Source organism: Chromobacterium sp. IIBBL 290-4 (genome assembly GCF_024207115.1).
GTDB lineage: Bacteria > Pseudomonadota > Gammaproteobacteria > Burkholderiales > Chromobacteriaceae > Chromobacterium.
Genome location: NZ_CP100128.1, coordinates 4,205,317 through 4,226,607 on the forward strand (window position 1 = coordinate 4,205,317; position 21,291 = coordinate 4,226,607).

Sequence of the window (21,291 nt, forward strand, 5' to 3'; positions counted from 1 at the left end):
CCAAAAAAGAATACCCTCAAGCCGAGGGTATGTCATTGAACTAGTAGAAGATAAGGATTCTATGATTTTATGGAGCTTTCAACAAGTCTTGTCTGACAATAGCATTGACTGGCCTGCACAAAAGAACAGGTACGGCAGGACAAGCGCTTATCCCAAGCATGGCAACGATAGAACCGCGCGGCGACAAATGGCGAGTCAAGGTGCGCAGCGGCTGCACTTTCAGATACGGCGTGGCCGGGGGTGAAGACATCGTCTCACTGCTCAAGCCCGCGTCCCTGGCCTCCAGCCCCAGCTCTTCCACCACATCAAAATCATCGCGCCGCAGATCCAGCTGATGCGTCGCATCGATCATCTGCTGGCCGGCATGCCGCAAAGCCGCCGCGTAAAGAGATTTCCTGAACATTGTCGTCCTCCCACTGCCTAGCCGCCGCCAGCAAGGCGCCTACCGCCAGGCAAACCAACGCCATGAAAAACACACGCCCCTCAGCGTGCGCCTTGCGGTGTGCGCCGGCTGGCCATGGCGGCTGAAAAACTCAAAAGACAACCGTTTGCCCTGCCGGCAGTACAAATCGGCCAGCTCTTCGCCGATCCAGCCAATGATGACTTTGCCGGCATGGAACTTACACCTGAGCAATTCTCCCGCATCGAACATTGCCTGCCAAAGCAACGCGGCAATGTCAGCATGACCAACCTGCAAGTCATCAACGCCATCTTGTATGTGGCCGAACATGGCTGCAAATGGCGTGGTCTTCCCAAGCGCTTTGGCAAATGACACACCATCTACACGCGCATGAGTCGTTGGAGCAAAGCCGATGTTTTGGACAGGATGTTCGCTGTATTGCAGCGTGAACAATTGGTTCATATCAAAATCGAGGCCATGTCGCTGGATAGCACCTGCATCAAGGTCCATCCTGATGGGACCGGCGCTTTAAAAAAACGGCCCGCAAGCCATCGGAAAGTCCAGAGGCGGATAGAATACAAAAATTCATCTGCTCGCCGCCGATGCCAGAACAGCCATAGCGTTTTGCCTCTCGCCAGGTCAGGCGCATGACGCGCCGGAAGGCAGAAAACTGCTTCGTCAGTTTGGCGACACCCAGCAGCCCCTTCATCTGCTGATGGATCGGGCATATGAAGGCAATGAAACCCGGCAATTGGCGCTGGATCTGGGTTTCATCCCCGTTGTTCCGCCCCTTCGCACCAGAGTCGACCCGTGGGAATACGATCGTGAGATGTACAAACGTCGAAACGAAGTCGAAAGACTGTTTCGGCGCTTGAAGGGCTTCAGGCGCATTTTCTCAAGATTCGAGAAGCTGGATGCGATGTATTTGGCGTTTCTGAACTTTGCCCTCGTCGCCGATCGACTGAGGGGATTGTGTCAACAGGACCTGTTTTATCGCCGCACAAAATGAAAGCAATTATTAATAACATGGCGATGGGTCAAACCAAACTCAGCCGTTTTTTCAACAGCTCCGCCGCCCACTCGACAAATACCTGCACCCGGCGCGACAAATGCCGCCGATGCGGATACAACACCGACACCGGCAAAGCCTGCGGCGGCCAGTCGCGCAGCACCTCAATCAGGCGGCCGGCCTCCACGTGCGGCGCGGCGTCATAGCGCGGCAACTGAATCAGGCCCAGGCCAGCCAGGGCGCAAGCGGCGTAAGTTTCCACATGGTTGACATTGACGGCCGCGCGCATCGGCGCCTCCTTCCAAGCACCCTCCTCCTGATACTCCCAGCCAAACACCTTGCCACTGGCCGGCGAGGCATAATTCACCGCCAGATGATTCCCCAACTCCTTGGGCGAATGCGGCTCGCCATGGCGGGCCAGATAATCCGGGCTGGCGTAATTGCCTTGCGGCATCAGGCCGATGCGCCGCGCCACCAGCCGCGATTCACTCAGAAAACCGGCGCGGATCACGCAATCCACCCCTTCTTGAATCAAGTCCACCGGCCGGTCCGTCACGCCCAGCTCCAGCTGGATGTCGGGGTAAAGCTGGAAGAACTCAGGCAAGGCAGGCGCCAGAATCTGCCGGCCTATCGGTCCCGGCACATCGATCCGCAGCCGGCCTTTGGGACTGGCGCCTTGCTGGCTGAACAGCGCCTCTATCTCGTCAAAGTCCGCCAGCAGCTGGCGACAGCGTTCATAGAAGCCGCTGCCGTCCAGCGTCAGCTGAATGCGCCGCGTGGTCCGGTGCAGCAAACGCGCGCCCAATTGCGCCTCAAGCTGCTGCACCGCGCTGGATACCGTCGCTCGCGGAAGCTGCAGTTGCTGCGCCGCCTTGGTGAATCCATTGGCGTCCACCACGGTGACGAAAACCTGCATCGCTTGTATCCGGTCCATTGCACGCTCTATTAGTCTGGTTTTATGGATAGTGTAATCGGTTTGGCGCTGTTTATCCCGATCTTATCCGGCAATACACTGCGAAGCATCCAAGCCCGCCGCGCTTCGCGGTCAATCAAACGGAGATGTGAAATGAGCCAATCCCAATTCGCCGGTCAAGTCGCGCTTATCGTCGGCGCTTCGCGCAATATGGGCCGCGCCTTCGCCGAAGCGCTGGCCGCCGAAGGCGCCGCCGTCGCCATCCACTACAACAGCGCCAGCTCCCGCGCCGGAGCGGAAGACGCTGCCGCCCAGATCAATGCGGCGGGCGGCCAAGCCTTCGCCGTCCAGGCCGACATCACCAAAGTCGCGGAAGTGCGCCGCCTGTTCGACGCTGTGGAAGATCGCTTCGGCCATCTGGACATCCTGATCAACACCGCCGGCATGATGGTGAAGAAGCCGGTGACAGAAATCAGCGAGGAAGAATTCGACGCCATCATCGCGCTCAACACCAAGGCGGCGTTCTTCTGCCTGCAAGAAGCGGGCCGCCGCGTGCGCGACAACGGCCGCATTCTCAGCATCGGCACCTCGCTGCTGGCCGCCACCACCGGTTATTACGGCGCATACGCCGGCAGCAAGGCCCCGCTGGAAGACTTTACCCGCGCGCTGGCCAAGGAAATCGGCCATCGCGGCGTGACGGTCAATGTCGTCGCGCCCGGCCCGATGGACACTGAGTTCTTCTATTCTGTGGAAACGCCGGAAACCGTGGCCTACCTGAAGTCCGCCAGCATCAGCGGCGAGCTGGGCCAAGTCTCCGATCTGGTGCCGCTGGTGAAGCATCTGGTCTCGCCGGAAAACCGCTGGACCACCGCGCAGACGCTGTTCATCAACGGCGGCTTCGTTTCCCGTTGAGCAGCATCGCGCCAGTCGTTCTTCCCGCCGTCCAACGCCGCCCATCGGGGCGGCTTTTTTGCATGGCGGCGAGTAAAATGGCGGTTTTCCACTCACGCGGAAATCCCATGTCCAGCATCGATATTCGACAACAACTGGCTCACCTGCCGCTATTTCACCAGCTCTCGCCAGAACAGCTGAGCGAGCTGGCCGGCCATGGCAAAACCTTGCGCGTGGACAAGGGCGAAACGCTGTTCCGGCGCGGCGATGCCTGCGACGGCATGTATGCGGTGGTGTACGGCAAGGTGAAGCTGACGCTGATGTCGCCGCAGGGCGTGGAAAAAGTGATGGAAATCATCCATCCGGGGCAGAGCTTCGCCGAAGCGGTGATGTTTCTCGGCAAACCCATGCCGGTGGAAGCGCAAACGCTGGAAGATAGCTTATTGCTGCATATCGGCGCCGCCGGCATTTTCCAGATCCTGGCCGCGGATCCGAACTTCGCCCGCAATATGCTGGCCGGCATGTCGATGCGGCTGCACGGCATGGTGCGCGATGTGGAGCGCTACTCTTTGGAAAGCGCGCTGCAAAGAGTGATCGGCTATCTGCTGCAACAATTGGACGCCGGCGCGGACCAGCCCGCCACCCTGACGCTGGAGGCCAATAAAAACCTGATCGCCTCCCGCCTGAACCTGACGCCGGAAACCTTCTCCCGCGTCTTGCAGCAACTGGCCAAAGCCGGCTTGGCGGAGGTGAATGGACGGGAAATCCGCCTATCCGACCCAGCGGCCCTATCCCGTTATGGCCTGGATGCAGGCTGACCAGCAGCCCGCGCGTTCAACTCGCGCAGACAGGTTCGATAGCGCAGCACTGAGCCGAGTGCGCAAGCCAGCCACAGCAAACTCAGGACAGACAAGGCTGCAGCCGCCATCCACAAAGGCGCCAAACCTAAAATAGCGGGCATACCCATCGACACCGTCGCGGCATAAGCCCAAAACAGCCGGCGCGGCGCGCTATCCGGCAACAGCTGCAGAGTGGATGGCGCGCGGCAGCCGGAGGGCGCCCGCTTTTGCAGATCCAGCCAAAACAGAAATGGCAGTATCTTGCACCACATGCCCAGCACTGCGCCGCAACCAAGGCCAAACAGCATCAGCCAGCCGCACGCCGCCGCCAGGCCCGGCCTGTCCAAACCGCATGCGCCAGCCATGGCCAACAACAAAGCGCCGGCCAGGCAAATCATGGCGCCCAGCCAGAATCGCCGCCCAGCGTCTTGAGGGCGACGGCTTTTTCTCAGCAAACTCAAAGTCAAGCCAGCAAAGACGAGTGCGATGGCAATCGGCCCGATCAAGCCCCACACAGGCAGATCATTCGCCAAGCAGGCGACGGCAATCGCAAGCGCGGCCAGCCAAGCCTTGCCGCCCAGGCGCAACCAGCCTGCCGGATAGGCCGGCGTGATCTGAAACATCGGCACTACCGTTGCCGCCACCGCCATGATCAAGCCCAAAAGCCAGCCGCCGGCGGCAAATATCGCATGCGCGTCCAGCAGAATTTTCCACGGCAGAGCCCAGCCTCTCGCCAACACGCCCAGTAACAGCAGCGCCAACAGCACGGCCAGCAGCAATGCCGACAAGGCCAGGGCCGCGCCTTGAGTGCTAGCGTCGCGGGCGACGCTGCGAGCGATGCCGTAGAGGCCGCAAGCCGCGAAAGCCAGCAGCATGCTACCGAGCAGTCCGCCGGCAAGAATGAGGCCGAAAGGGGGAAATCCGGCCAGGAACGAACCGGCCAGCGCGGCAGCGCCTATCTGCAGCCCCCAAAAACCAAGCGTTCTCCATATTGCGGCGCGCGGATAATGCATGCCTGCCACTACGGCGAGAATTTGCAGCAAGGCGCCGCACATGGCATTGCCCAATACCCCTAGCGCCAAAGCATGCGTCGCCGCCAGCGCCGCGGGATCGAAACGATCCAAGGCGCCTTCTCCCGCAGCCCGCAGACAAAGGCCAGTAAGCAGCAGCCAGCAAGGCGCGGCGAGCAAAAACGGCAAAGGCAGGCCAAGCGGCGGCGCGCGATCATAGGAGGGCCAGGCTTGCATCAGCTTCGTTCCAGCGTCAGCAATACGCCGCCGTCACCGCTCAGTTCGCAGCGGAAACCCAAGCCTCCGTACTCTTCCAGCAAAGGCAACAGCGGCGCAGGATAATGCGGCAGCAAGAAGCTCTCCGACTCGCCAAGCCCCAACTCCGCCGCCCGCGTCAGAATGCGCTCCATGGGCTCGGGCGGCGGCAGATGGCGCAGGTCAATGGGCATGGCAGACCCTCCACTCCGGCCAGCTTTGCAGGCCGGCTATCATCTGTTCGCACATGGGATAGAGGATGTTTTCTTCCTTCATATTGTGCTGTTGCGCCAAGATCAGCAGCGTGTCGGCCACGCCGAGGAAGCCGGCGCCGTCGCGCGCCGCCAGCGCTTGCGCCATATCGGCGAGCAAGGCCTTCATCTGCTCATGTTCGGCGCGCATCACCGCCGTCGGACCGCTGCGGATGCCGCTAGCTTCTTCGAAAGCGGGAAACAAACGCCGCTCCTCCAGTTCAAAATGGCCTTCCATCTCCTGCCGCAAGGCCGCGAATGCGCCTGCGGCAGCCGGCCAATCTTGTTTGCGGGCGGCCTGCTCGGCATCGGCGAAGCGCGCGTCGCAGTCGCGGTGTTGCTGGATCAAAGTTTCGGCAGCTTGCATCATCGTCACCTGTCTCAAGAAAATTCTCAGCCTGGCTTGCCATCCGAACGCGGCAGCAAATAAACCGGCAGGAAGCGGCCGCCCCACAGCGTCGCGGCCAACAACCAGCCGATTGACGCCGCCGCGTACAGGCCGCCGCGCCAATGCGCCGGCAGGCAATCCGCCAGCACGCGCGCCAGGGCTAGCGCATGCGCCGCCAGATACAGCCGCCACAGCCAGGGCGCGGCCTGCAGAGGGCGCCCGGAGTGCCCCAGGCTGACGCGAGACACAAAGGCGATCACCATGGTGAGGAAGAAACCGACCGTAACGGCATGCAAGGGCGCCCAGGCCAGCCCGCCAAACACCCCTTGCCAGGCGAATAGCGCGAATCCCGCCGCGAGCCAGGCGAAGGACAAATGCAGCATGGCCAACAGCCTGACCTGAAGCGAGGCGCACAGCCCCCATCGCCAGCTGATATAGGCGAACAGAACCGCCATGAGAGCGTCGAGCGGCCATGACGGCGCATCGGCCATGCTCAGCGCGCCATGCGCCCAAGAGCCGCCGACCATCGCCGCCAGCAGCCACCAAGGGCGCCAGGCTTGATAGGGCGCGACGGCGTTGGCGGTGAAGAAAGGCAGCATGCGATGGCAAACCGTCAGGAAAACCGGCAGCAAAAAGCCCCACAAAGCCAGATCGCGCATCCACAGCCAGCCGCGCGCGTCTCCCGTCAGCAGCCAGAAGCCCGCGCAAGCCAAGGCGGCGACTCCGGCAAGCAGCGCGGCCAGCACCGTCAGCGCATGGCGGCGCTCCATCGCCCGGCTCTGCCAGATCAGCCGCGCAAACGCGACGGCTAAACCGGCGAAGCCAAAGCTATAGACCAGCCAGCCCGAGAGCAGCCACCTGCCGCCGCAGGCCGCGCCGGCAGCGAATAGCGCGATGCCGCTCAGAATCAGCACTGGGATGGACAGATACAGCAGCACGCCGGGCGGCGGCGCGTTAAGCCAGCGCGGACCGGCGGTGAGCAAGAAGCCGGTCATGAACAAGGGAAAGAAGCCGAACAGCATCAGGAAGCCATGCGCTTGAAAAGCCGGCATCGCCAATGGCAAGCCGCCGCCTGACAGCCTGGCCAGCATCTCGCCGCTCCAGCCTGCCAATAGCAGGATCGACAGCAAAACACCCGGCAGGAATGCAATGCGATGCGGGGCGGCGAACACAGAAAAAACAGGTTTAGGCATGACGCGCTCCGGTAGAGAAACGCCGCCAGTATCCCGGCGCGAAGGCGTCATCGAGAATGATTTGAATCAAGGATTTCCCAAGCCTATCCCTGCCATGCCGGCCGCTTTTCCTTGCCACGAAGGGCAATGTTCTGCATGATGGGCCATTCGTTGATGAACACAACAGAAGCCAGCATGTCCGACATTCTTGACACCATCATCGCCACAAAACACCAGGAAATCGCCGCGGCCCTGGCCGTCCGTCCGCTAGCCGCCGTGCGCGCCGACGCGGAAGCCAGAGCGGATCGCCGCGACTTTATCGCCGCCATCCGCGCCAAGCACGCCCTGGGCAAAGCCGCCGTCATCTCCGAGATCAAGAAGGCCAGCCCGAGCAAGGGCGTGATCCGCCCCGATTTCCAGCCCGCCGCCATCGCCCAGAGCTATGCCGCCCACGGCGCGGCCTGCTTGTCGGTGCTGACCGACCGCCAGTATTTCCAAGGGGAGCCGAGCTTTCTGGAGGCCGCGCGCGCCGCCTGCCATCTGCCGGTGCTGCGCAAGGACTTCATGGTTGACGAATACCAGGTGTACGAAGCGCGCGCGATGGGTGCGGACTGCATCCTGCTGATCGCCGCGGCCCTGGAGCTTCCCAAGATGAAGGCGCTGGAAGCGCTGGCCCAGGAACTGGGCATGGCCGTGCTGGTGGAAGTGCATAATGAAGCCGAACTGGACGCCGCCCTGCAGCTGCGAACCGAGCTGATCGGCGTCAACAACCGCAATCTGCGCAGCTTCGAGGTAAGCCTGACCACCACGCTGAAGCTGCTGCCGCAGATCAACAACGGCCGCATCGCCGTGACCGAGAGCGGCATCGCCACCGAAGAAGACGTTCGCCTGATGCGCAGCAGCGGCGTGCATACCTTCCTGGTGGGCGAAGCCTTCATGCGCGAGCCGGAGCCCGGCGAAGCTTTGCAACGCCTGTTTTTCGCCTGAGCCCTGCCTTATTAAATTCAGCCCTCTCCCGTCAATGGAGAGGGCTTTTCGCAGCTACCCTCCCCCATCGCCACCGCTCCAAGCCCATGATGGCGACGCCAAGCCAGATCAAGGGCTGGCGGCAAATGCCGGCAAGCGCAAAGCCTCTTGCGCGTTGAAGCGTTGCGCCTGAAGCTGGGCTACCGCCTGCTGTTGCTGCTGCGCCGTCAATTGACTATTGGATGCTATCGCCGCTCGATCGCGTTTGAAGTCCGCCACCCTCGCCTGCCAAGACGCTTGCTCTTTGTCCAGCTCCGACAGGCGATCGGCCGCGGCCTGGCCCACCATGCCCGCGCGCAAGGAATACAGCGCCTGCTCGTCGCCGCCATTCTTCTGCAAAGCGGATTCCGCCTGGGCCAGCGTCAACGGTTTGATCGGCTCTTCCCGCGCTGCGCGCAGCGCGGGAGGCAACTGCCGCTCCAGCTCTGCCACTTGTCTTTGCTTTTCCGCGGCGGATAAAGACGGATTGGCCAAGATCGCCAGCCGTTTGGCGGTGAAGTCGTCGTAGCGGTCTTCATCGCCAAACAGCCCCGCCAATTCGGCCTCATTGAAATATTGGCGCCGAACCGCCTGCGCCCGGCCAAGCCGCTGCGCCAAGTCCGTTTGCGCAGCCACGGTCATGCCGGCCAGCGATTGACGATATGCGACATAGCGGTCGAACAGATTCATCGCCTGAGACAAGGCCGCCGCTTTCAGCTTTCCCTGCAGATAACGCTGCAGTTCCGCGCGGATGGCGGGCAAGGAATGCTCGCCCAAGGCGGCCAAGTAGTAATCGAACAAGCGCCGCAGCTCCGCGTCCACGCGGAGCGCGCCGCTGGCGGCGACGCCGACCTGTCCGTCCGGCTGCGTGCCTTGCTGCGAGGGCGCGAAAGCGCCTCCGGCCGCTTTGGCAGGCATGGATGGGGCAAGCGGCGCGGCCGCAGGCCACAGCCACCAGGCGGACAGCGCGACGGCGCCGCCCGCCAGCAAAAAGCCGAGGGCGCGCCGCATCTTACAAGCCTGCGTTCTTCAGGCGGTTGGCTTGCTGGCGGTACAGCGTCACCGGACTGACCTCGAACAAGCTGACCAGGCCGAAGCTCTGGTTGATCTCATTGACGTGGTTCATCTGGTAGTTATCGCGAATCACCTGGCCGAGGTGCGCCGAGCACACACCCACCAGTCCATCCGACGGCGTGGAGCCGAAGGCCAGGCCCAGCGCGCCCATCGGAACGGTCAAGGGATCAAGGATGTTGGTGGTGGTAGCCGCGCCGGTCCATGAGTAATAGCGGACGCCGTTGGCCTCATACGCGCCTTCGCCGCAGGCCGTGGTTGGCACGCCGGCCGGGAATTTGGCATTGAAGGCCAGCGAACCCGGCGTGGTCAGCGAATCCAACGCGGCGATCGGGTATTGCGGCAGATTGCTGGTGCCTGAGAAGAAGGCGATCACCTTGGACAAGGCGCCGGCGACAGCCGATGCCACCGCCTCGCTCACCGATCCCGGAGGCGCGACGCCGCGGACGATGTCGGCGACGGTGGAGCCCTTGTTGACGCCGCCGACCGTGGTGACGGATGCCACCAGGTCGGGCCGCACGCCCGCCACATAGCGAGCGGTAGGCGCGCCCTGGCTATGGCCGATCAAATTGACCTTTTGCGCGCCGGTGATGGCCACGATGCGCTGAACCTGTTGCAGCAATTGCTCGCCGCGCGCTTCGTTGCTGTCTGTGGCGGAAACCTCGGCGACGAAAACTTGCGCGCCGTCAGCCTGCAGGGCGGCCGGCACTTGGTAAAAGTAATCGACACCCAACATTTGTCCGAATCCGAACAAGCCGTGGACCAGAACGATGGGATAGCGGGTTTGGGTATAGCCAGTGGAAGCCAATGCAGAAGTGAAAGGGGCTAACAGCAGGGACAGCAGCAATAAGCCGCAAGTGATGGAACGCTTCATTTCTTCTCCCGTTTATTGAAGTCTTAGGCCGCAAGGCGGCCTTTATCGGGATAGGCCATGACATTGGATAGTGCCAGGGATAATTCAAACGTTTGTATTTGGCGAAACGCGCGGAATTTGCATATTCCTTTTATTTCAAAGAGAAAGAGCCAGGCTGGCTGGGAATGGACTGTCCCAAAGCACTGGCTCTTCGGCATCCGCAAGCGAAATCAGTTAAGCGCGCGCGTCCGGCAGTACATAGCTGCGGCTCAAGGCCGTCTCGTCCGCGCCCTTTTCCAGCGCCAACTCGATCAACTTTGTGATCAGCGCCGGGTAGGACAGTCCCGCCGCCTGCCACAACTTGGGGTACATGCTGATATTGGTAAAGCCCGGCAGGGTGTTCAGTTCATTGATCACCACCTCGCCCTGCGCCGTCAGAAACACATCCACCCGCGCCATGCCGCTGCACTCCAATACCTGGAAAGCCTGCACCGCGATCTCGCGAATGCGTTGGCAGACGTCATCCGGAATGTCTGCCGGCACGGCCACTCGCGCGCCGTGCTCATTCAGATATTTGGTGTCGTAGCCGTAGAACTCGTCATTGAGCACGATTTCGCCGCAAGCGCTGGCCTGCGGATCAGCATTGCCCAGCACCGCGCATTCGATTTCGCGGCCGACGATGGCTTGCTCGACCAACACTTTGTTGTCGTAGCGGAAAGCTTCGGCCAGAGCGGCTTCAAATTCCTGCTCGCTCCGCGCCTTTCCCACGCCCACCGACGAGCCCTGATTGGCTGGTTTGACGAATAAGGGCAAACCCAATTGAGCGACAATCTCGGCATAGGAGATTTTCGCGGCCCGGGCGCGTGTCAGCGTCACAAACGGCGCGACCTTGAGCCCGGCATCGCGCAGCAAGCGCTTGGCCACGTCCTTGTCCATGCAGATGGCCGAACCCAGCACGCCGGCGCCGACAAAGGGGATATTGGCCATGCGCAGCAAGCCCTGCAGCGAGCCATCCTCGCCCAGCGTGCCGTGCACGATGGGAAATGCCACATCGATCTGGCCCAAGGGGTGCGCGTCGGCCGCTTTCACCAGTTGGCCATGCCGCTGGCCCGGCACCATGGCCAGTCCCTCGCCCGACTGGCGCAGCGCGATGCGCGCCGGATCGTCGGCATGCTGCAGGAAACTGGAGGGCTGATTGACATGCCAATGGCCCTGCTTGTCCACGCCTATCAGCGTGACCTCGAACTTATCGCCGTCTATCGCATCCAGAATGTTTCGCGCCGACTGCAGCGAAACCTCGTGCTCTGATGACTGGCCGCCAAAAATCAAACCTACCCGGATTTTGCTCATTGCATTTCAGCGTGAAAGTGGGAGCGGCTATGATATTGCAATAGCGCATCCCGGGCGAGCGCCTGGCGTGGGAGAGCCAAACGATGGGCTGTCGTTTTTCTTCCCCGCGACACACCAGCTTGTTGTACCCTAGCCGCCTTTGACCACGCCGCCTGCCGGCCTCTCCCCGCTTCAGACTCTCATGCGCATCCTGGATCTTCACCAAGCTCTTGCCGACATCGGCGCCCGTTCCTGTCATATAGGCCGCATCCAGCGCGCCTGGCTAAAGGGTTTGCCCCTGGATGCAGGCACCAAGCACCAGAAAAGCGAAGACTATTTCCCGCTGTCGGTGCGGCAAGGCTTGCCGCCCATCGCCGCGCGGGTTGACGGTTTGGCGCGCGTCCACACCAGCCATCCCGGCGCGGATGGCTCGCTCAGGCTACTGGTGGAGTTGAGCGACGGCCAGATGGTGGAAAGCGTTTTGTTGCCGCGCGATGGCCTATGCGTCTCCAGCCAGGTGGGCTGCGCGGTAGGCTGCACCTTTTGCATGACCGGCAAAACCGGCCTGCTGCGCCAGGTGGGCAGTGCCGAAATCGTGGCCCAGGTGGCGCTGGCCCGCCGCATCCGCCCTGTCAAAAAAGTCGTTTTCATGGGCATGGGCGAACCAGCCCACAATCTGGACAATGTGCTGGAGGCGATTGAGCTGCTGGGAACGGATGGCAATATCGGGCACAAGAATCTGGTGTTCTCCACGGTTGGCGATCCGCGGGTGTTCGAGCGGCTGCCGCAAATGGCCGTCAAGCCGGCGCTGGCTCTGTCGCTGCATACCAGCCGCGCCGATTTGCGCGAGCAATTGCTGCCGCGGGCGCCCAAAATCGCGCCGGCCGAGCTGGTGGCGCTGGGCGAGGCCTACGCCCGGCGCGTGGGCTACCCCATTCAATACCAATGGACCTTGCTGGCCGGCGTCAACGACAGTCTGGAGGAATTGGACGCGGCCATCGGCTTGCTGAAAGGCAAATACGGCGTGCTCAATATCATTCCGTACAACAGCGTCGAGGGCGACCACTATCAGCGGCCCACGCCGGAGCGCGTCGAGTTCATCAAGCGCTATCTGCACGGCAAGGGCGTGCTGACCAAGGTGCGGGACTCCGCCGGGCAAGACGTGGACGGCGGTTGCGGACAGCTGCGGGCGCGCGCTGCCGACAAAATAGACATCAGCAGGATCCAGCGCCGCGCTCAAGGCAAAACCTGAGCATGCGCGCAGTGCAATCTTTAGGCGGATGATTCCGCCGCCTCCGTATATCGCCCGGCATTTGAAACCACGCCGAGCGGCAGCTCATCAGGCGCTCTCAAGCTATTAAGGCGCTCAGCCTCCTCGCCTGATTCGCCAATCAGGATGCGCCCAGCGCGCAAACATGAGCAGGCCGTCTTTGTCTTCCTCCTCAAACCCATCGCATGATCCGGCATGAATTATCTATTCGCATATAGCTATATACGCTTCCTTTTCTGGGCATAAGAAAATAAAGCAAAGTGTCTTCCAAGACCCGAGCGCAAAAACATATTCAAACAATATTGATTATTGTTAAATATAAGATCGGCGACTCTGCCGCGCGCGGCTTTCAAGAGAAATCAGTCAAGCCTTACAATGGAAGTAAATTTTACAAATTGACTGATCAAATTTAAACAAATAATATAAATTAGGAAATTAAAATACTTACTGATACTATTTTTATTAGTAATATTCATGAAAAAACTCTGGCTCTGCGCATGCCTTTTTATCGCATTCACCAGCCTTGCGCATACCACGCTGGCGCAGACGCCGATCTTGGTCGACGCGGGCGATATTCCGCCGTTTTCCCATGAGCTGGAGGGGCAGGCCTCAGGCATCGCCGTCGAATTGCTGACCGCCGCCGCGCGCTCAAAAAAGCTGCCTATCGAATTCCGATTTCTGCCCTGGCTTCGCGCCCAGAACGACGTCATCACCAATCCAAACCGCCTCATCATTCCGCTGACCCGCGCGCCGGAGCGGGAGACGCAATACAACTGGCTGACCGAGCTGTTTCGCTATCGCTTTGTGCTGATCGGCCTGGACGCGCAGCCACCGCGCAGCCTGCAGACAGCCAAGAATCTGCGCATAGGCGTATTGCGAGGCAACCCTGCCGAGGGAATGCTGCGGGCTCAGGGTTTCAAACTATTGGATGTGGGTACGTCGGAACAGATCAACGCCCGCAAACTGCTTGCCCATCGCATTGACCTATGGGTGGCGGCGGATCTGGCCGCGCCCTCCATCTTCAAGCAAATCGGCGGAGATCCCGCCCGGCTGAGAGTCGGCCAGTCCATCGGGCCTACCCGGAAAATCTATCTGGCCGCGTCCCCGACGCTGAGCGACCCCGCCATTCTGGACTTGGCCCAAGCCATCGACAAACTCAAGTCCACAGGCGAGGCGCAGCGCATCGTCAACCGCTATCGCTGAGCGCATGGCTTCGTCAAGCAGGCGGCCTGCGTGCTATAGTGGCGTCCCTTCACCCTACGCTGAAATGAAATCGATGAAGCGCCCTCTCCGACTGCTTGCCGCCCCGATGATCCTGGCCGCGCTCAGCGCCTGCCAGCAGCAAAGCCTCCAGGCCAGCTACCATTGCGACAAGCAAGTCGAATTCCGCTATGACCGCCAGACGCAATCCGTGACGCTGACTCAGGCGGGGCAGCGCTATCAGGGCTTTATGGATGAGCGGGGATTGCTGACCTGGCCGGGGCGCAAGGCAGACCAGGCGCTGCCGGACAGCTTCTTCATTTCACGCAAGACGCCCGACCAGATGAAGCTATACGGCGGACTGGCCGGCACGGGCCTGGCTTGCCGGCTCGACAAGCCACAGCCCTGATCACTTTGCCGCGTCTCGTTTCAGCCGGGAGGGCATGACGCCCAGCGTGCGCATGAAGCTGCGCCGCATTCTTTCCGCATCGCCAAAGCCGCATTCGCGCGCCACGATTTGCAAGGAGGACGTGCCGCTTTCCAGCCGCGCCCTCGCCTCCTCCACCCGCAGCCTCTCCACCGCTTTGGCCGGCGGCACGCCCGCCTCGGCTTGAAACAACCTGGAAAAATGCCTGGGACTCAGATTGCAGAACGCCGCCATCTCCTCGACATCCAGTTTGGCGGCCAGATTTTGCCTGGCGTGATCCAGCAAGGCTGAGAATCGCCCGCCGCTGGCCTGCATCTCCAGCATCGAAGAATGTTGCGACTGCCCCCCGGGGCGCTGATAGTAAACCACCAGCCGCTGCGCGCACTGCCGCGCGATGTCGGCGCCAAGATCCGCCGCGATCATCGCCAGCGCCAGATCTATGCCCGCCGTCACGCCGGCGGAAGTCCATATGCTTCCCTCCCGGATATAAATCGGACGTGTATCCAGCGCCACCTTAGGGTAGCGGCGCGCAAATTCGGCCTCGTGCGCCCAATGCGTGGTGGCGCGCTTGCCATCCAACAAACCGGCCTCCGCCAGCATGAAGGCGCCCGTGCATACGCTGGCCACGCGGCAAGCGCCGGCGGCGGCGCCCAGCCATGCCAGCAAGGCTGGATTCTCGCACGCCTCGATGACGCCGATGCCGCCAGCCACTATCAGCGTGTCCGGTTCGGGCCCGGCAGTTAGCGCCTGTGCTTGCATGGGAATGCCGGCGGAGCAAACCACCGCGCCGGGCTTGGCTGCGCGCAACGATACGCTATAGGCGCCGGATCTAAAGCGGTTCGCCGCTTCAAATGCGGCGATGGGGCCGGCGACATCCAGCAGCTGAAAACCAGGATACGCCAGCATGGCGATATGAAGAGTCATGTCATGAATTGCCGGAATATTGTCATTTACGCCAAAACTCTAGCCCGCCATGATGACGGGGTCAATCCACTGGAGATGGCCATGAACCCTGATTTGCATATGGTGTTTGTGCTTTACCCCGGCGTCACGCAACTCGATTTCACCGGACCGCTGGAAGTTTTGTCGCGATTGCCTGGCGCTCAATGCTCCTTGGTTTCCACCGCTGGCGGAGAGTTGCAATGCGATGGCGGTTTCTGGGTAAGCCGTGTTCTAAAACTGAGTGAAATTGAGGGCTGCGATGTGCTGTGCGTCCCTGGCGGGCTAGGCACCATTCAAGCGATGGAGGATGGCGAGCTGCTGAGCGACATCCGCCGCTTGGCAGGTTCCGCGCGATATGTCAGTTCAGTCTGCACGGGCTCGCTGCTATTGGGCGCGGCCGGCTTGCTGCGAGGAAAACGCGCGGCCTGCCATTGGGCATGGCGCGAGCATCTGGCCGCCTTTGGCGCCGAGCCCGACGCATCCCGCGTGGTTCGCGACGGCAATTGTTTTACCGGCGGCGGCGTGACGGCAGGGATTGACATGGCCCTGGCCATGGCGGCGGAAATCGCCGGCGATGAGTTCGCCCAATCGCTGCAGCTAGGTTTGGAGTACGCGCCGCAGCCGCCGTTCCAGTGCGGCCGTCCCGAGCTGGCTCCGCCTGCCGTTCTGGCTCGCGTCCAGGCAAGGCTTGATGCGATGAGAGAGCAAAGAGAGTCGGCCATTGTCCGCGCCGCCGCGCAGATGAGCCGAATCTGAGCAACCCTATTCCGGCACGCCATATCCAAAGTCGCGCCAGACCTTCTGCGCATCCTTGCTGAGCAGGAAGCCGAACAGCTGCCACGCTTCCGGGCGCTTGTCCGCCGGCTTGAGCAAAACCATGGTTTGCCGTATCGGCGGATAGCTGTCGGCGGGCATTTCCACCCAACGTCCTTTATTGCGGAACGCCGATTGCCGCACCATGGACTTGGAAACAAAACCCGCGCTGGCTTTGCCGCTGGCGACCCTGTCGAAGACATGCGCGATGTCCGGCGCTTTTTCAATACGCGGCCTCAGGGACTCGACCAGTTGGTAATGATTCAGGATGAACAAAACCGGCTGGCCGTAGATGGAAGTTTCGGGATTGGGCACCGCGATGCGCCCTTTGGATGACTTCAACCACAGCAGCCAATTTTTGCTCGAAAAATCGTTCGATAACGACCACAGCGCCACCCGGCCCAGTGCGTATACCTTTGGCTTGCCTATGCATCGCCCCTGGGAAAGCAAACGTTTGGGAAATTCCTCGTTTGACGAGAGATAAATCTGATCCGGCGAGCCTTTGGCGATACTGGCAGCCAAAGACACGCCGGGCCCGTAACGCACCTCCACCGGTATGCCTGTCGAGGCGGTAAAGCGATCCAGCAATGTCTTCAGCGCCGGCTCGACATTGCTGACCGCCGCGACCCTGACCGGTTCGCCATACGCCTGAGATATCAGGCAGCACCAGGCCGCCATTAGCCACTTCGCCATAGCTCGCCCCGCGCGCCATGTGTTCTAGCTCTGGTTATCGCACAGCCGAGCACCCCCTGCCACTTTCCGAGTCCTGGCCACCCCAGACTGCTTGAAGTGGCCAGGGTCTATCGTCCATCAATGGGTTTGCATGAACGGCGGCGCGGCCACCAGATTGGAGCGGTTGCCGCTCACCGTGCATTGCGCCACCTGCTGGGCTTGCAATTTGAGCTGATACATCAAGCCCAGCGCGCTATCCAACTGGTTTGGCTGCCCGTTGAACACCTTGTTCAGGCTGGCCAGCAAGACCTGGTAAGTGCCATAAAAGCGTTGCGCGGCCAAGGAGGCCGGCGTGCCTGGAATGTAATCGCTCAGCGCGGCATTAGGCAGGAAGTTGTAAATGCGCTCCTGCTCCAAAGGCACCGGCGCGCCGGCATAGGACCAGCCGGACACCGCCTCAGGATCCGGCACCAGCCGCCGCTCATGGAAAATCTCGCCGAATTTGTAATAGTGGGCGTAACTGCCGTCTCCATCCACCGGCAGGGTGGCTCGCGCCATATCGATGCCCTCGCCTTGCAGAATGATGGTGTCGATGGCTTGCCGCACGGTCTTGAGATCAACGATATAGCCATTTTCCGGCGCGGTGCGGACCGGCGGGAACCACTTGCTGATGTCGACCTGTTGCTCCAGCCGCGGATGGGCGAACAGCTCCGGATTGCGCCCGTTTACCGCCTCCATCGCCGCCCAGATCGCCTCGTAGAATTCGCCGATGGAGCCGAATTCGCCCGGCACGACCGGCGTAGGCTCGGACACCGTCTCGCCGGGAAGAATCTCTCCGGGCTTGGTGACAGGCCGCTCTATCGCCATGAACACGTTTTTGACCTGGGACGGCGTCAGCGCCGCAAGATCGACCTGCAGATCATTGCCTATCTTGTCCGGCAGCGGTCCTGGGTATTTCAGCGACTGCCCGAGCGCCACGATGTCCGGATTGCCGCCGATAGCGATCAGCATATTCGCCGCCAGCGTCATGTGCAGCATTTCCTCGGTGACGATGGACTGGATCAGCGCAGCGGCAACGCGGTTGCTGTCCGCCACAATGGAAAACAAGCCGGTCAAATAAGGCGGGATGGTGGAGAATTCCAGCTCGACCGCCGTGGTCAAGGCGGCTTTCAAGGCGGCGACATCCGGGCTTTGCCGCAGCGGAGCGATGATGTTCTGTTTGATGCGCAGCATGGTGCTTCCTTTTCAAGAGTCGAGAGCGCTTACTTCGCCGGGCAATCGCCTTTGCCGCCATGGAAATGAGTCAGGCTTTCCTGTTGCTCAGGGCAGGCCTGCCGCTCTCCGCCGCCGCGGGTCGGGCAGCGCTTGCCGAACATGTCCAACATGCTCTTGGGCCGCCCCTGCCCTTCTATCACCTGATTGAAATAAGCGATCAGCGCCCTGCGCTTGCTGCTGGACAGATCGCGCGTCACCGGCATCTGGTCCGGATCGTCCATCGGCTTTTCCAGCACGAACTTCAAGATGAAGGCGTTGGCGTCGGCCTGTTCTTTCTTGGAAAAATCAAACAAGCCCTGGCTCATCACCGGGTAGAGATTGGCGTACTGCTGCAGGATGGGCTGCACATCCTCCCAGGTCACCGGATTGGGGACGACATAGGTGGAACGGACCACGATGGCGTATTGGTCGAACTGCTGCTGCACCGTCGCCGCGCCATTGGGCGAACTGGGCGCGAAGTTGTAGTTGTAATTGAACAGCTGGCCGTCCATGTAATACCGCGGATAACCCATCTGCGACGGGCCGCTGACGCGTAGGTCCACCCGTCCCCATTCGGAAGTTTCGCCAGCCAGCTGCGCGAAACGGACCTGCTCCGCCGGCGCGTTGGTGGTGGGCGGCGCGGCCTTGGGCGTGGTTTGCGGCGGATTGTCGGTGGGGCAATCGCCGGTATCCACTTGCGGCGGCTGGGCGGTCGCCTGCACGGATACAGGCTGCTTGGCCAAAGGCACGCCGTATTGGGCGACGTAGACCGCCGATACCGTCTCATTGGCGTTGACGTTCGCGTCGGGATAGCCGCCATTGGGGTCCAGCCGCAGCGCGAACTCCTCGGCGCGCACTTCCCAGCCGCCCGCGCCTTCGCAGCACAACAACAGCGCGATGCCGGTATTGGGATTGCCGGAGGTGATCAGCGCCAGAGGCAGCTGCTTAATGGTGGCCTTCAAGGAGTCGGGAATCGGCACCGCGGCGATGCCGCTGCGGCTGAGCAGGCTGGCATTGCTGATATCGACGGTAGCGAGCGGCTGATACTGATCAGGCTGCAGATAAGGACTGGTCGGCAGCTCGGTCGAGTTCAGTTGCGCGATGATGAAGGGCTGCTGCCAGTATTGCTGGTTGGGATCGCCGCTGCTGACCGCATTGGGGTTGCCGCTGCCGCTCCCGCTGGTGACATTCACCTGGTACGAAGTTTCCAGCGTGCTGCCGGCGGAGTAAGCCAAGGGCAGCGCATTGCTCAGATCGACATACAAGGTGTCGTCGGCGATTTGCGCGCTGAACCAACCGACATTGGGAAAGTAATCCTGCGCGTTTGGATAGGCCGAGGCCGGCAACAGGCTGGCGGCCGGAATGAAGCGGCGGCCCAGCACGAAGGACGCCGGCTCCCGCTCCGGATAGGCCGGGCCGATGGCGCCCAGCACCAGTCCATAGGAGAAAAAACTGTCGCCCAGACTGGCATCGTAGCCATAGGTGCTCATCCGCAGCGACAAGGCATTGCCCTGGCTTTCGCTGATGGCTTTCAGTTCTTGCAGCAAAGGGCTGTTGATCGCGTCCAGATTCCAGCTCACATTGGTGAGAATGGTCTGCCAGATGGCCGAGGCGGCGCTATCGCCGCGCAGATTGCCGACGCGGTTGAACCATAGGTCGCGAAATGGATTGGGCGCGTAATCGCCGCGCATCAGCACCTGGCCATTGGCGGCGCGCAGGGTGATGGTCTGGCCGTAAATACAGGAGGCCAACTGCCAATCCGGGTCCAGGTCCACCATTTTGCCGGATGGCTGATCGTCGGTATTGCCGACAATCAGCCCTATGGCCGCGTCTTCGCCCGCGCTGCGGACTTCTTTGCCGTCCGGCCCCAGCGCGGACTGCACGATGCAATTCTTCAATCCGAAAATGCCGGTGCCCAATGGATTCCACCAACCATTGAACTGCTGCCCTTCCTCCGGTTTCTGGAAGTAAGGCTCAAAGGTTTGATTGTCGAAATGACGAGGGTCGTTGTTGACGGTGGAGACATCCGCCTGAAACAGGCCGGAAAACGCCAGGCGCGGATAGTGCAGATAGCTCATAGACAAGCTCCTTGGTGGGACAGCTTCCATTCGGGCGACTGCGGCTGCGGCGACATGCTGACAAGCGGTAAGCGCGCGGGACGAAAAGGGACGCGTGGTCAAACAGCAAACGGCCAGCGATTGGCGCTGGCCGTCGCGGACTGACATCCGTCAGCTTGCCGTTTCAAACTAGCCCATTGGCCAGGCAAGCCGACCTGTACCGATGGACAGTCCTCGCCGCTCGCCTTTGCCCTCCGCCCGGAACGGCAAATCATCATCCACTTCGCGTCCGCCTATACTGAGTTGCAAGCTTTGCATGCGACGGCTACGGAAATGTCTGGGCGGCGAATTGACTATCGGATGGATTGGGCGTGGAAAATCTGCTCAAAAAGATGTGCTGGCTGGCGGCCCTACTGCTTGCTGTCCGCGCAGGCGCAGTGGAAGTGGACACGAAAAACATCACCTGGGTTTTGTCCGATTGGCCGCCTAATTTCATCGTGGTCAATGGACTGCCCACCGTCGGACAAAACGATGTCTATCTCAAGCTGCTGATGGCCAGGTGGCCGGAAGCCCGGCACCGCTTTGAGGTCATGAGCACGGCGCGCAGCATATTGGCGCTGCAGAAAGGCAGCCAGGTCTGCCGGCCCAATCTGATTCCCACGCCCGAGCGTGAAAGATTCGCCTATTTCACGCTAACCCACCTGCAGATGCCGCTGCGAGTAATCATCCGGAGTGACAAGGCCGCCATGGCGCCGCGGGATGCGCGGGGCGATGTCCTGCTGGGAAAACTGATCGCGCAGCCTGCCTTGAGGGGTATCGCCGCGGCAGGCCGCAGCTATACGGCCGAGATTGACAAGCTATTGGCGGGCCCGCGCAACGCCAACGTCAAGATGCAGCCCAACCTGCCCTCCAACGAAGGCTTGTTCAAGCTGCTGGAGCTGGGCCGCGCCGACTACACGCTGGACTACGAACCCAATTTCAATTACCGGGCCGAGCAGGTCCTCCAGGCCGGCCTGACCAACCTGCCCTTGGCCGGCTCTAAACTGATACCTGTCGGCATTGCCTGTCCTCGCACGCCATGGGGAAGACAAGCCATCGTCAAGATAGACTCACTGCTGGCGGAAGCCGTGAAAGATCCCGCTTACAGAGAAGCGCAGACGCGCTGGCTCTCCACCGCCACCATGAGCCGCTACAAGGCTGAGCTGGACCGCTTTTACCGCTGGCGGACCCACCCGGCGCCGCCGGGTGAGTATCCGCCGCCCTAGCGGCG

21 protein-coding genes and 1 pseudogene are annotated in these 21,291 nt (G+C 61.4%); 9 read left to right on the forward strand and 13 right to left on the reverse strand.

The window, feature by feature from the left end; translation table 11 throughout:
* Positions 1 to 67: 67 nt before the first annotated feature.
* Positions 68 to 403 (reverse strand): hypothetical protein, encoded by a 336-nt coding sequence (locus NKT35_RS19795; RefSeq protein ID WP_254296345.1) that lies wholly within the window; start codon positions 401 to 403, stop codon positions 68 to 70.
* 210 nt (positions 404 to 613) lie between these two features.
* Here NKT35_RS19795 and NKT35_RS19800 point away from each other — a divergent pair.
* Positions 614 to 1,409: pseudogene (locus tag NKT35_RS19800) on the forward strand (IS5 family transposase).
* A 28-nt stretch (positions 1,410 to 1,437) separates the two neighbouring features.
* On the opposite strand, the gene NKT35_RS19805 reads toward NKT35_RS19800, so the two are convergent.
* Positions 1,438 to 2,343, reverse strand: coding sequence for a LysR family transcriptional regulator (locus tag NKT35_RS19805; protein ID WP_254296353.1), 906 nt, complete (start codon positions 2,341 to 2,343; stop codon positions 1,438 to 1,440).
* A 132-nt stretch (positions 2,344 to 2,475) separates the two neighbouring features.
* Between NKT35_RS19805 and NKT35_RS19810 the strand changes: the two genes are divergently transcribed.
* Together NKT35_RS19810 and NKT35_RS19815 are read left to right on the forward strand one after the other, a co-directional pair.
* The gene (locus NKT35_RS19810) at positions 2,476 to 3,234 is read left to right on the forward strand and encodes an SDR family oxidoreductase (protein WP_254296355.1); all 759 of its coding nucleotides are present in this window, start codon (positions 2,476 to 2,478) and stop codon (positions 3,232 to 3,234) included.
* Positions 3,235 to 3,341: 107 nt separating this feature from the next.
* Positions 3,342 to 4,031, forward strand: a complete 690-nt coding sequence (locus NKT35_RS19815) for a Crp/Fnr family transcriptional regulator (RefSeq protein ID WP_254296357.1) — start codon at positions 3,342 to 3,344, stop codon at positions 4,029 to 4,031.
* Here the strand turns inward: NKT35_RS19815 and NKT35_RS19820 are convergent.
* From NKT35_RS19820 to NKT35_RS19835, 4 genes are read right to left on the reverse strand one after another with little or no spacing between them, the layout of a single operon-like run.
* Positions 4,010 to 5,299 (reverse strand): hypothetical protein, encoded by a 1,290-nt coding sequence (locus NKT35_RS19820; RefSeq protein ID WP_254296359.1) that lies wholly within the window; start codon positions 5,297 to 5,299, stop codon positions 4,010 to 4,012. The genes NKT35_RS19815 and NKT35_RS19820 overlap by 22 nt on opposite strands.
* Entirely contained in the window at positions 5,299 to 5,511 is a 213-nt protein-coding gene (locus NKT35_RS19825) for a DUF2249 domain-containing protein (RefSeq protein WP_254296361.1), read from the reverse strand. Before NKT35_RS19825 ends, NKT35_RS19820 begins: the two co-directional genes overlap by 1 nt.
* Complete coding sequence (locus NKT35_RS19830; RefSeq protein ID WP_505190924.1) at positions 5,501 to 5,935, reverse strand: hemerythrin domain-containing protein; 435 nt, start codon at positions 5,933 to 5,935, stop codon at positions 5,501 to 5,503. Before NKT35_RS19830 ends, NKT35_RS19825 begins: the two co-directional genes overlap by 11 nt.
* 26 nt (positions 5,936 to 5,961) lie before the next feature.
* On the reverse strand, positions 5,962 to 7,149 hold the full coding sequence (locus tag NKT35_RS19835) for an NnrS family protein (protein ID WP_254296365.1): 1,188 nt from the start codon (positions 7,147 to 7,149) through the stop codon (positions 5,962 to 5,964).
* 174 nt (positions 7,150 to 7,323) lie between these two features.
* Between NKT35_RS19835 and trpC the strand changes: the two genes are divergently transcribed.
* Positions 7,324 to 8,115 (forward strand): indole-3-glycerol phosphate synthase TrpC, encoded by a 792-nt coding sequence (trpC, locus tag NKT35_RS19840; RefSeq protein ID WP_254296367.1) that lies wholly within the window; start codon positions 7,324 to 7,326, stop codon positions 8,113 to 8,115.
* 108 nt (positions 8,116 to 8,223) lie between these two features.
* On the opposite strand, the gene NKT35_RS19845 is transcribed toward trpC, so the two are convergent.
* The 3 genes from NKT35_RS19845 to ddlA form a co-directional block, all read right to left on the reverse strand.
* Entirely contained in the window at positions 8,224 to 9,144 is a 921-nt protein-coding gene (locus tag NKT35_RS19845) for a lipase secretion chaperone (RefSeq protein ID WP_254296369.1), read from the reverse strand.
* A 1-nt stretch (position 9,145) separates the two neighbouring features.
* Complete coding sequence (locus tag NKT35_RS19850) at positions 9,146 to 10,078, reverse strand: esterase/lipase family protein (RefSeq protein WP_254296370.1); 933 nt, start codon at positions 10,076 to 10,078, stop codon at positions 9,146 to 9,148.
* 213 nt (positions 10,079 to 10,291) lie between these two features.
* Positions 10,292 to 11,407 carry a D-alanine--D-alanine ligase gene (ddlA, locus tag NKT35_RS19855; protein ID WP_254296372.1) on the reverse strand — a complete coding sequence of 372 codons (1,116 nt, stop codon included), beginning with the start codon at positions 11,405 to 11,407 and terminating at the stop codon, positions 10,292 to 10,294.
* A gap of 181 nt (positions 11,408 to 11,588) precedes the next feature.
* Between ddlA and NKT35_RS19860 the strand changes: the two genes are divergently transcribed.
* The 3 genes from NKT35_RS19860 to NKT35_RS19870 all read left to right on the forward strand — a co-directional run bounded on the left by NKT35_RS19860 (position 11,589) and on the right by NKT35_RS19870 (position 14,265).
* Positions 11,589 to 12,638 (forward strand): RNA methyltransferase, encoded by a 1,050-nt coding sequence (locus tag NKT35_RS19860; protein ID WP_254296374.1) that lies wholly within the window; start codon positions 11,589 to 11,591, stop codon positions 12,636 to 12,638.
* 492 nt (positions 12,639 to 13,130) lie between these two features.
* Positions 13,131 to 13,859 carry a substrate-binding periplasmic protein gene (locus tag NKT35_RS19865; RefSeq protein ID WP_254296376.1) on the forward strand — a complete coding sequence of 243 codons (729 nt, stop codon included), beginning with the start codon at positions 13,131 to 13,133 and terminating at the stop codon, positions 13,857 to 13,859.
* 73 nt (positions 13,860 to 13,932) lie between these two features.
* Positions 13,933 to 14,265, forward strand: coding sequence for a hypothetical protein (locus NKT35_RS19870; RefSeq protein ID WP_254296378.1), 333 nt, complete (start codon positions 13,933 to 13,935; stop codon positions 14,263 to 14,265).
* Here NKT35_RS19870 and NKT35_RS19875 read toward each other — a convergent pair whose 3' ends face one another.
* On the reverse strand, positions 14,266 to 15,207 hold the full coding sequence (locus NKT35_RS19875; protein ID WP_254296379.1) for a GlxA family transcriptional regulator: 942 nt from the start codon (positions 15,205 to 15,207) through the stop codon (positions 14,266 to 14,268).
* An 81-nt stretch (positions 15,208 to 15,288) separates the two neighbouring features.
* Here NKT35_RS19875 and NKT35_RS19880 point away from each other — a divergent pair, with 81 nt between their 5' ends.
* Complete coding sequence (locus NKT35_RS19880; protein ID WP_254296381.1) at positions 15,289 to 15,981, forward strand: DJ-1/PfpI family protein; 693 nt, start codon at positions 15,289 to 15,291, stop codon at positions 15,979 to 15,981.
* Between the two features lie 6 nt (positions 15,982 to 15,987).
* Here NKT35_RS19880 and modA read toward each other — a convergent pair whose 3' ends face one another.
* The 3 genes from modA to NKT35_RS19895 all read right to left on the reverse strand — a co-directional run bounded on the left by modA (position 15,988) and on the right by NKT35_RS19895 (position 20,042).
* Entirely contained in the window at positions 15,988 to 16,731 is a 744-nt protein-coding gene (gene modA, locus NKT35_RS19885) for a molybdate ABC transporter substrate-binding protein (RefSeq protein ID WP_254296383.1), read from the reverse strand.
* A 117-nt stretch (positions 16,732 to 16,848) separates the two neighbouring features.
* A complete protein-coding gene (locus tag NKT35_RS19890; protein ID WP_254296385.1) occupies positions 16,849 to 17,943 on the reverse strand; it encodes a ferritin-like domain-containing protein in 1,095 nt (364 codons plus the stop codon).
* A 29-nt stretch (positions 17,944 to 17,972) separates the two neighbouring features.
* The gene (locus NKT35_RS19895; RefSeq protein ID WP_254296387.1) at positions 17,973 to 20,042 is read right to left on the reverse strand and encodes a hypothetical protein; all 2,070 of its coding nucleotides are present in this window, start codon (positions 20,040 to 20,042) and stop codon (positions 17,973 to 17,975) included.
* Between the two features lie 350 nt (positions 20,043 to 20,392).
* On the opposite strand from NKT35_RS19895, the gene NKT35_RS19900 reads away from it, so the two are divergent.
* Positions 20,393 to 21,286 carry a TIGR02285 family protein gene (locus NKT35_RS19900; protein ID WP_254296389.1) on the forward strand — a complete coding sequence of 298 codons (894 nt, stop codon included), beginning with the start codon at positions 20,393 to 20,395 and terminating at the stop codon, positions 21,284 to 21,286.
* The last annotated feature ends 5 nt before the right edge of the window (positions 21,287 to 21,291 follow it).

Coding starts and splice junctions, on each gene's coding strand:
- NKT35_RS19845 (WP_254296369.1), bottom strand. CDS start 9,144: ATGCGGCGCGCCCTCGGCTTTTTGCTGGCGGGCGGCGCCGTCGCGCTG.
- NKT35_RS19815 (WP_254296357.1), top strand. CDS start 3,342: ATGTCCAGCATCGATATTCGACAACAACTGGCTCACCTGCCGCTATTT.
- NKT35_RS19835 (WP_254296365.1), bottom strand. CDS start 7,149: ATGCCTAAACCTGTTTTTTCTGTGTTCGCCGCCCCGCATCGCATTGCA.
- NKT35_RS19860 (WP_254296374.1), top strand. CDS start 11,589: ATGCGCATCCTGGATCTTCACCAAGCTCTTGCCGACATCGGCGCCCGT.
- NKT35_RS19795 (WP_254296345.1), bottom strand. CDS start 403: ATGTTCAGGAAATCTCTTTACGCGGCGGCTTTGCGGCATGCCGGCCAG.
- NKT35_RS19870 (WP_254296378.1), top strand. CDS start 13,933: ATGAAGCGCCCTCTCCGACTGCTTGCCGCCCCGATGATCCTGGCCGCG.
- NKT35_RS19850 (WP_254296370.1), bottom strand. CDS start 10,078: ATGAAGCGTTCCATCACTTGCGGCTTATTGCTGCTGTCCCTGCTGTTA.
- ddlA (WP_254296372.1), bottom strand. CDS start 11,407: ATGAGCAAAATCCGGGTAGGTTTGATTTTTGGCGGCCAGTCATCAGAG.
- NKT35_RS19810 (WP_254296355.1), top strand. CDS start 2,476: ATGAGCCAATCCCAATTCGCCGGTCAAGTCGCGCTTATCGTCGGCGCT.
- NKT35_RS19830 (WP_505190924.1), bottom strand. CDS start 5,935: ATGCAAGCTGCCGAAACTTTGATCCAGCAACACCGCGACTGCGACGCG.
- trpC (WP_254296367.1), top strand. CDS start 7,324: ATGTCCGACATTCTTGACACCATCATCGCCACAAAACACCAGGAAATC.
- modA (WP_254296383.1), bottom strand. CDS start 16,731: ATGGCGAAGTGGCTAATGGCGGCCTGGTGCTGCCTGATATCTCAGGCG.
- NKT35_RS19880 (WP_254296381.1), top strand. CDS start 15,289: ATGAACCCTGATTTGCATATGGTGTTTGTGCTTTACCCCGGCGTCACG.
- NKT35_RS19895 (WP_254296387.1), bottom strand. CDS start 20,042: ATGAGCTATCTGCACTATCCGCGCCTGGCGTTTTCCGGCCTGTTTCAG.
- NKT35_RS19865 (WP_254296376.1), top strand. CDS start 13,131: ATGAAAAAACTCTGGCTCTGCGCATGCCTTTTTATCGCATTCACCAGC.
- NKT35_RS19890 (WP_254296385.1), bottom strand. CDS start 17,943: ATGCTGCGCATCAAACAGAACATCATCGCTCCGCTGCGGCAAAGCCCG.
- NKT35_RS19875 (WP_254296379.1), bottom strand. CDS start 15,207: ATGACTCTTCATATCGCCATGCTGGCGTATCCTGGTTTTCAGCTGCTG.
- NKT35_RS19820 (WP_254296359.1), bottom strand. CDS start 5,299: ATGCAAGCCTGGCCCTCCTATGATCGCGCGCCGCCGCTTGGCCTGCCT.
- NKT35_RS19805 (WP_254296353.1), bottom strand. CDS start 2,343: ATGGACCGGATACAAGCGATGCAGGTTTTCGTCACCGTGGTGGACGCC.
- NKT35_RS19825 (WP_254296361.1), bottom strand. CDS start 5,511: ATGCCCATTGACCTGCGCCATCTGCCGCCGCCCGAGCCCATGGAGCGC.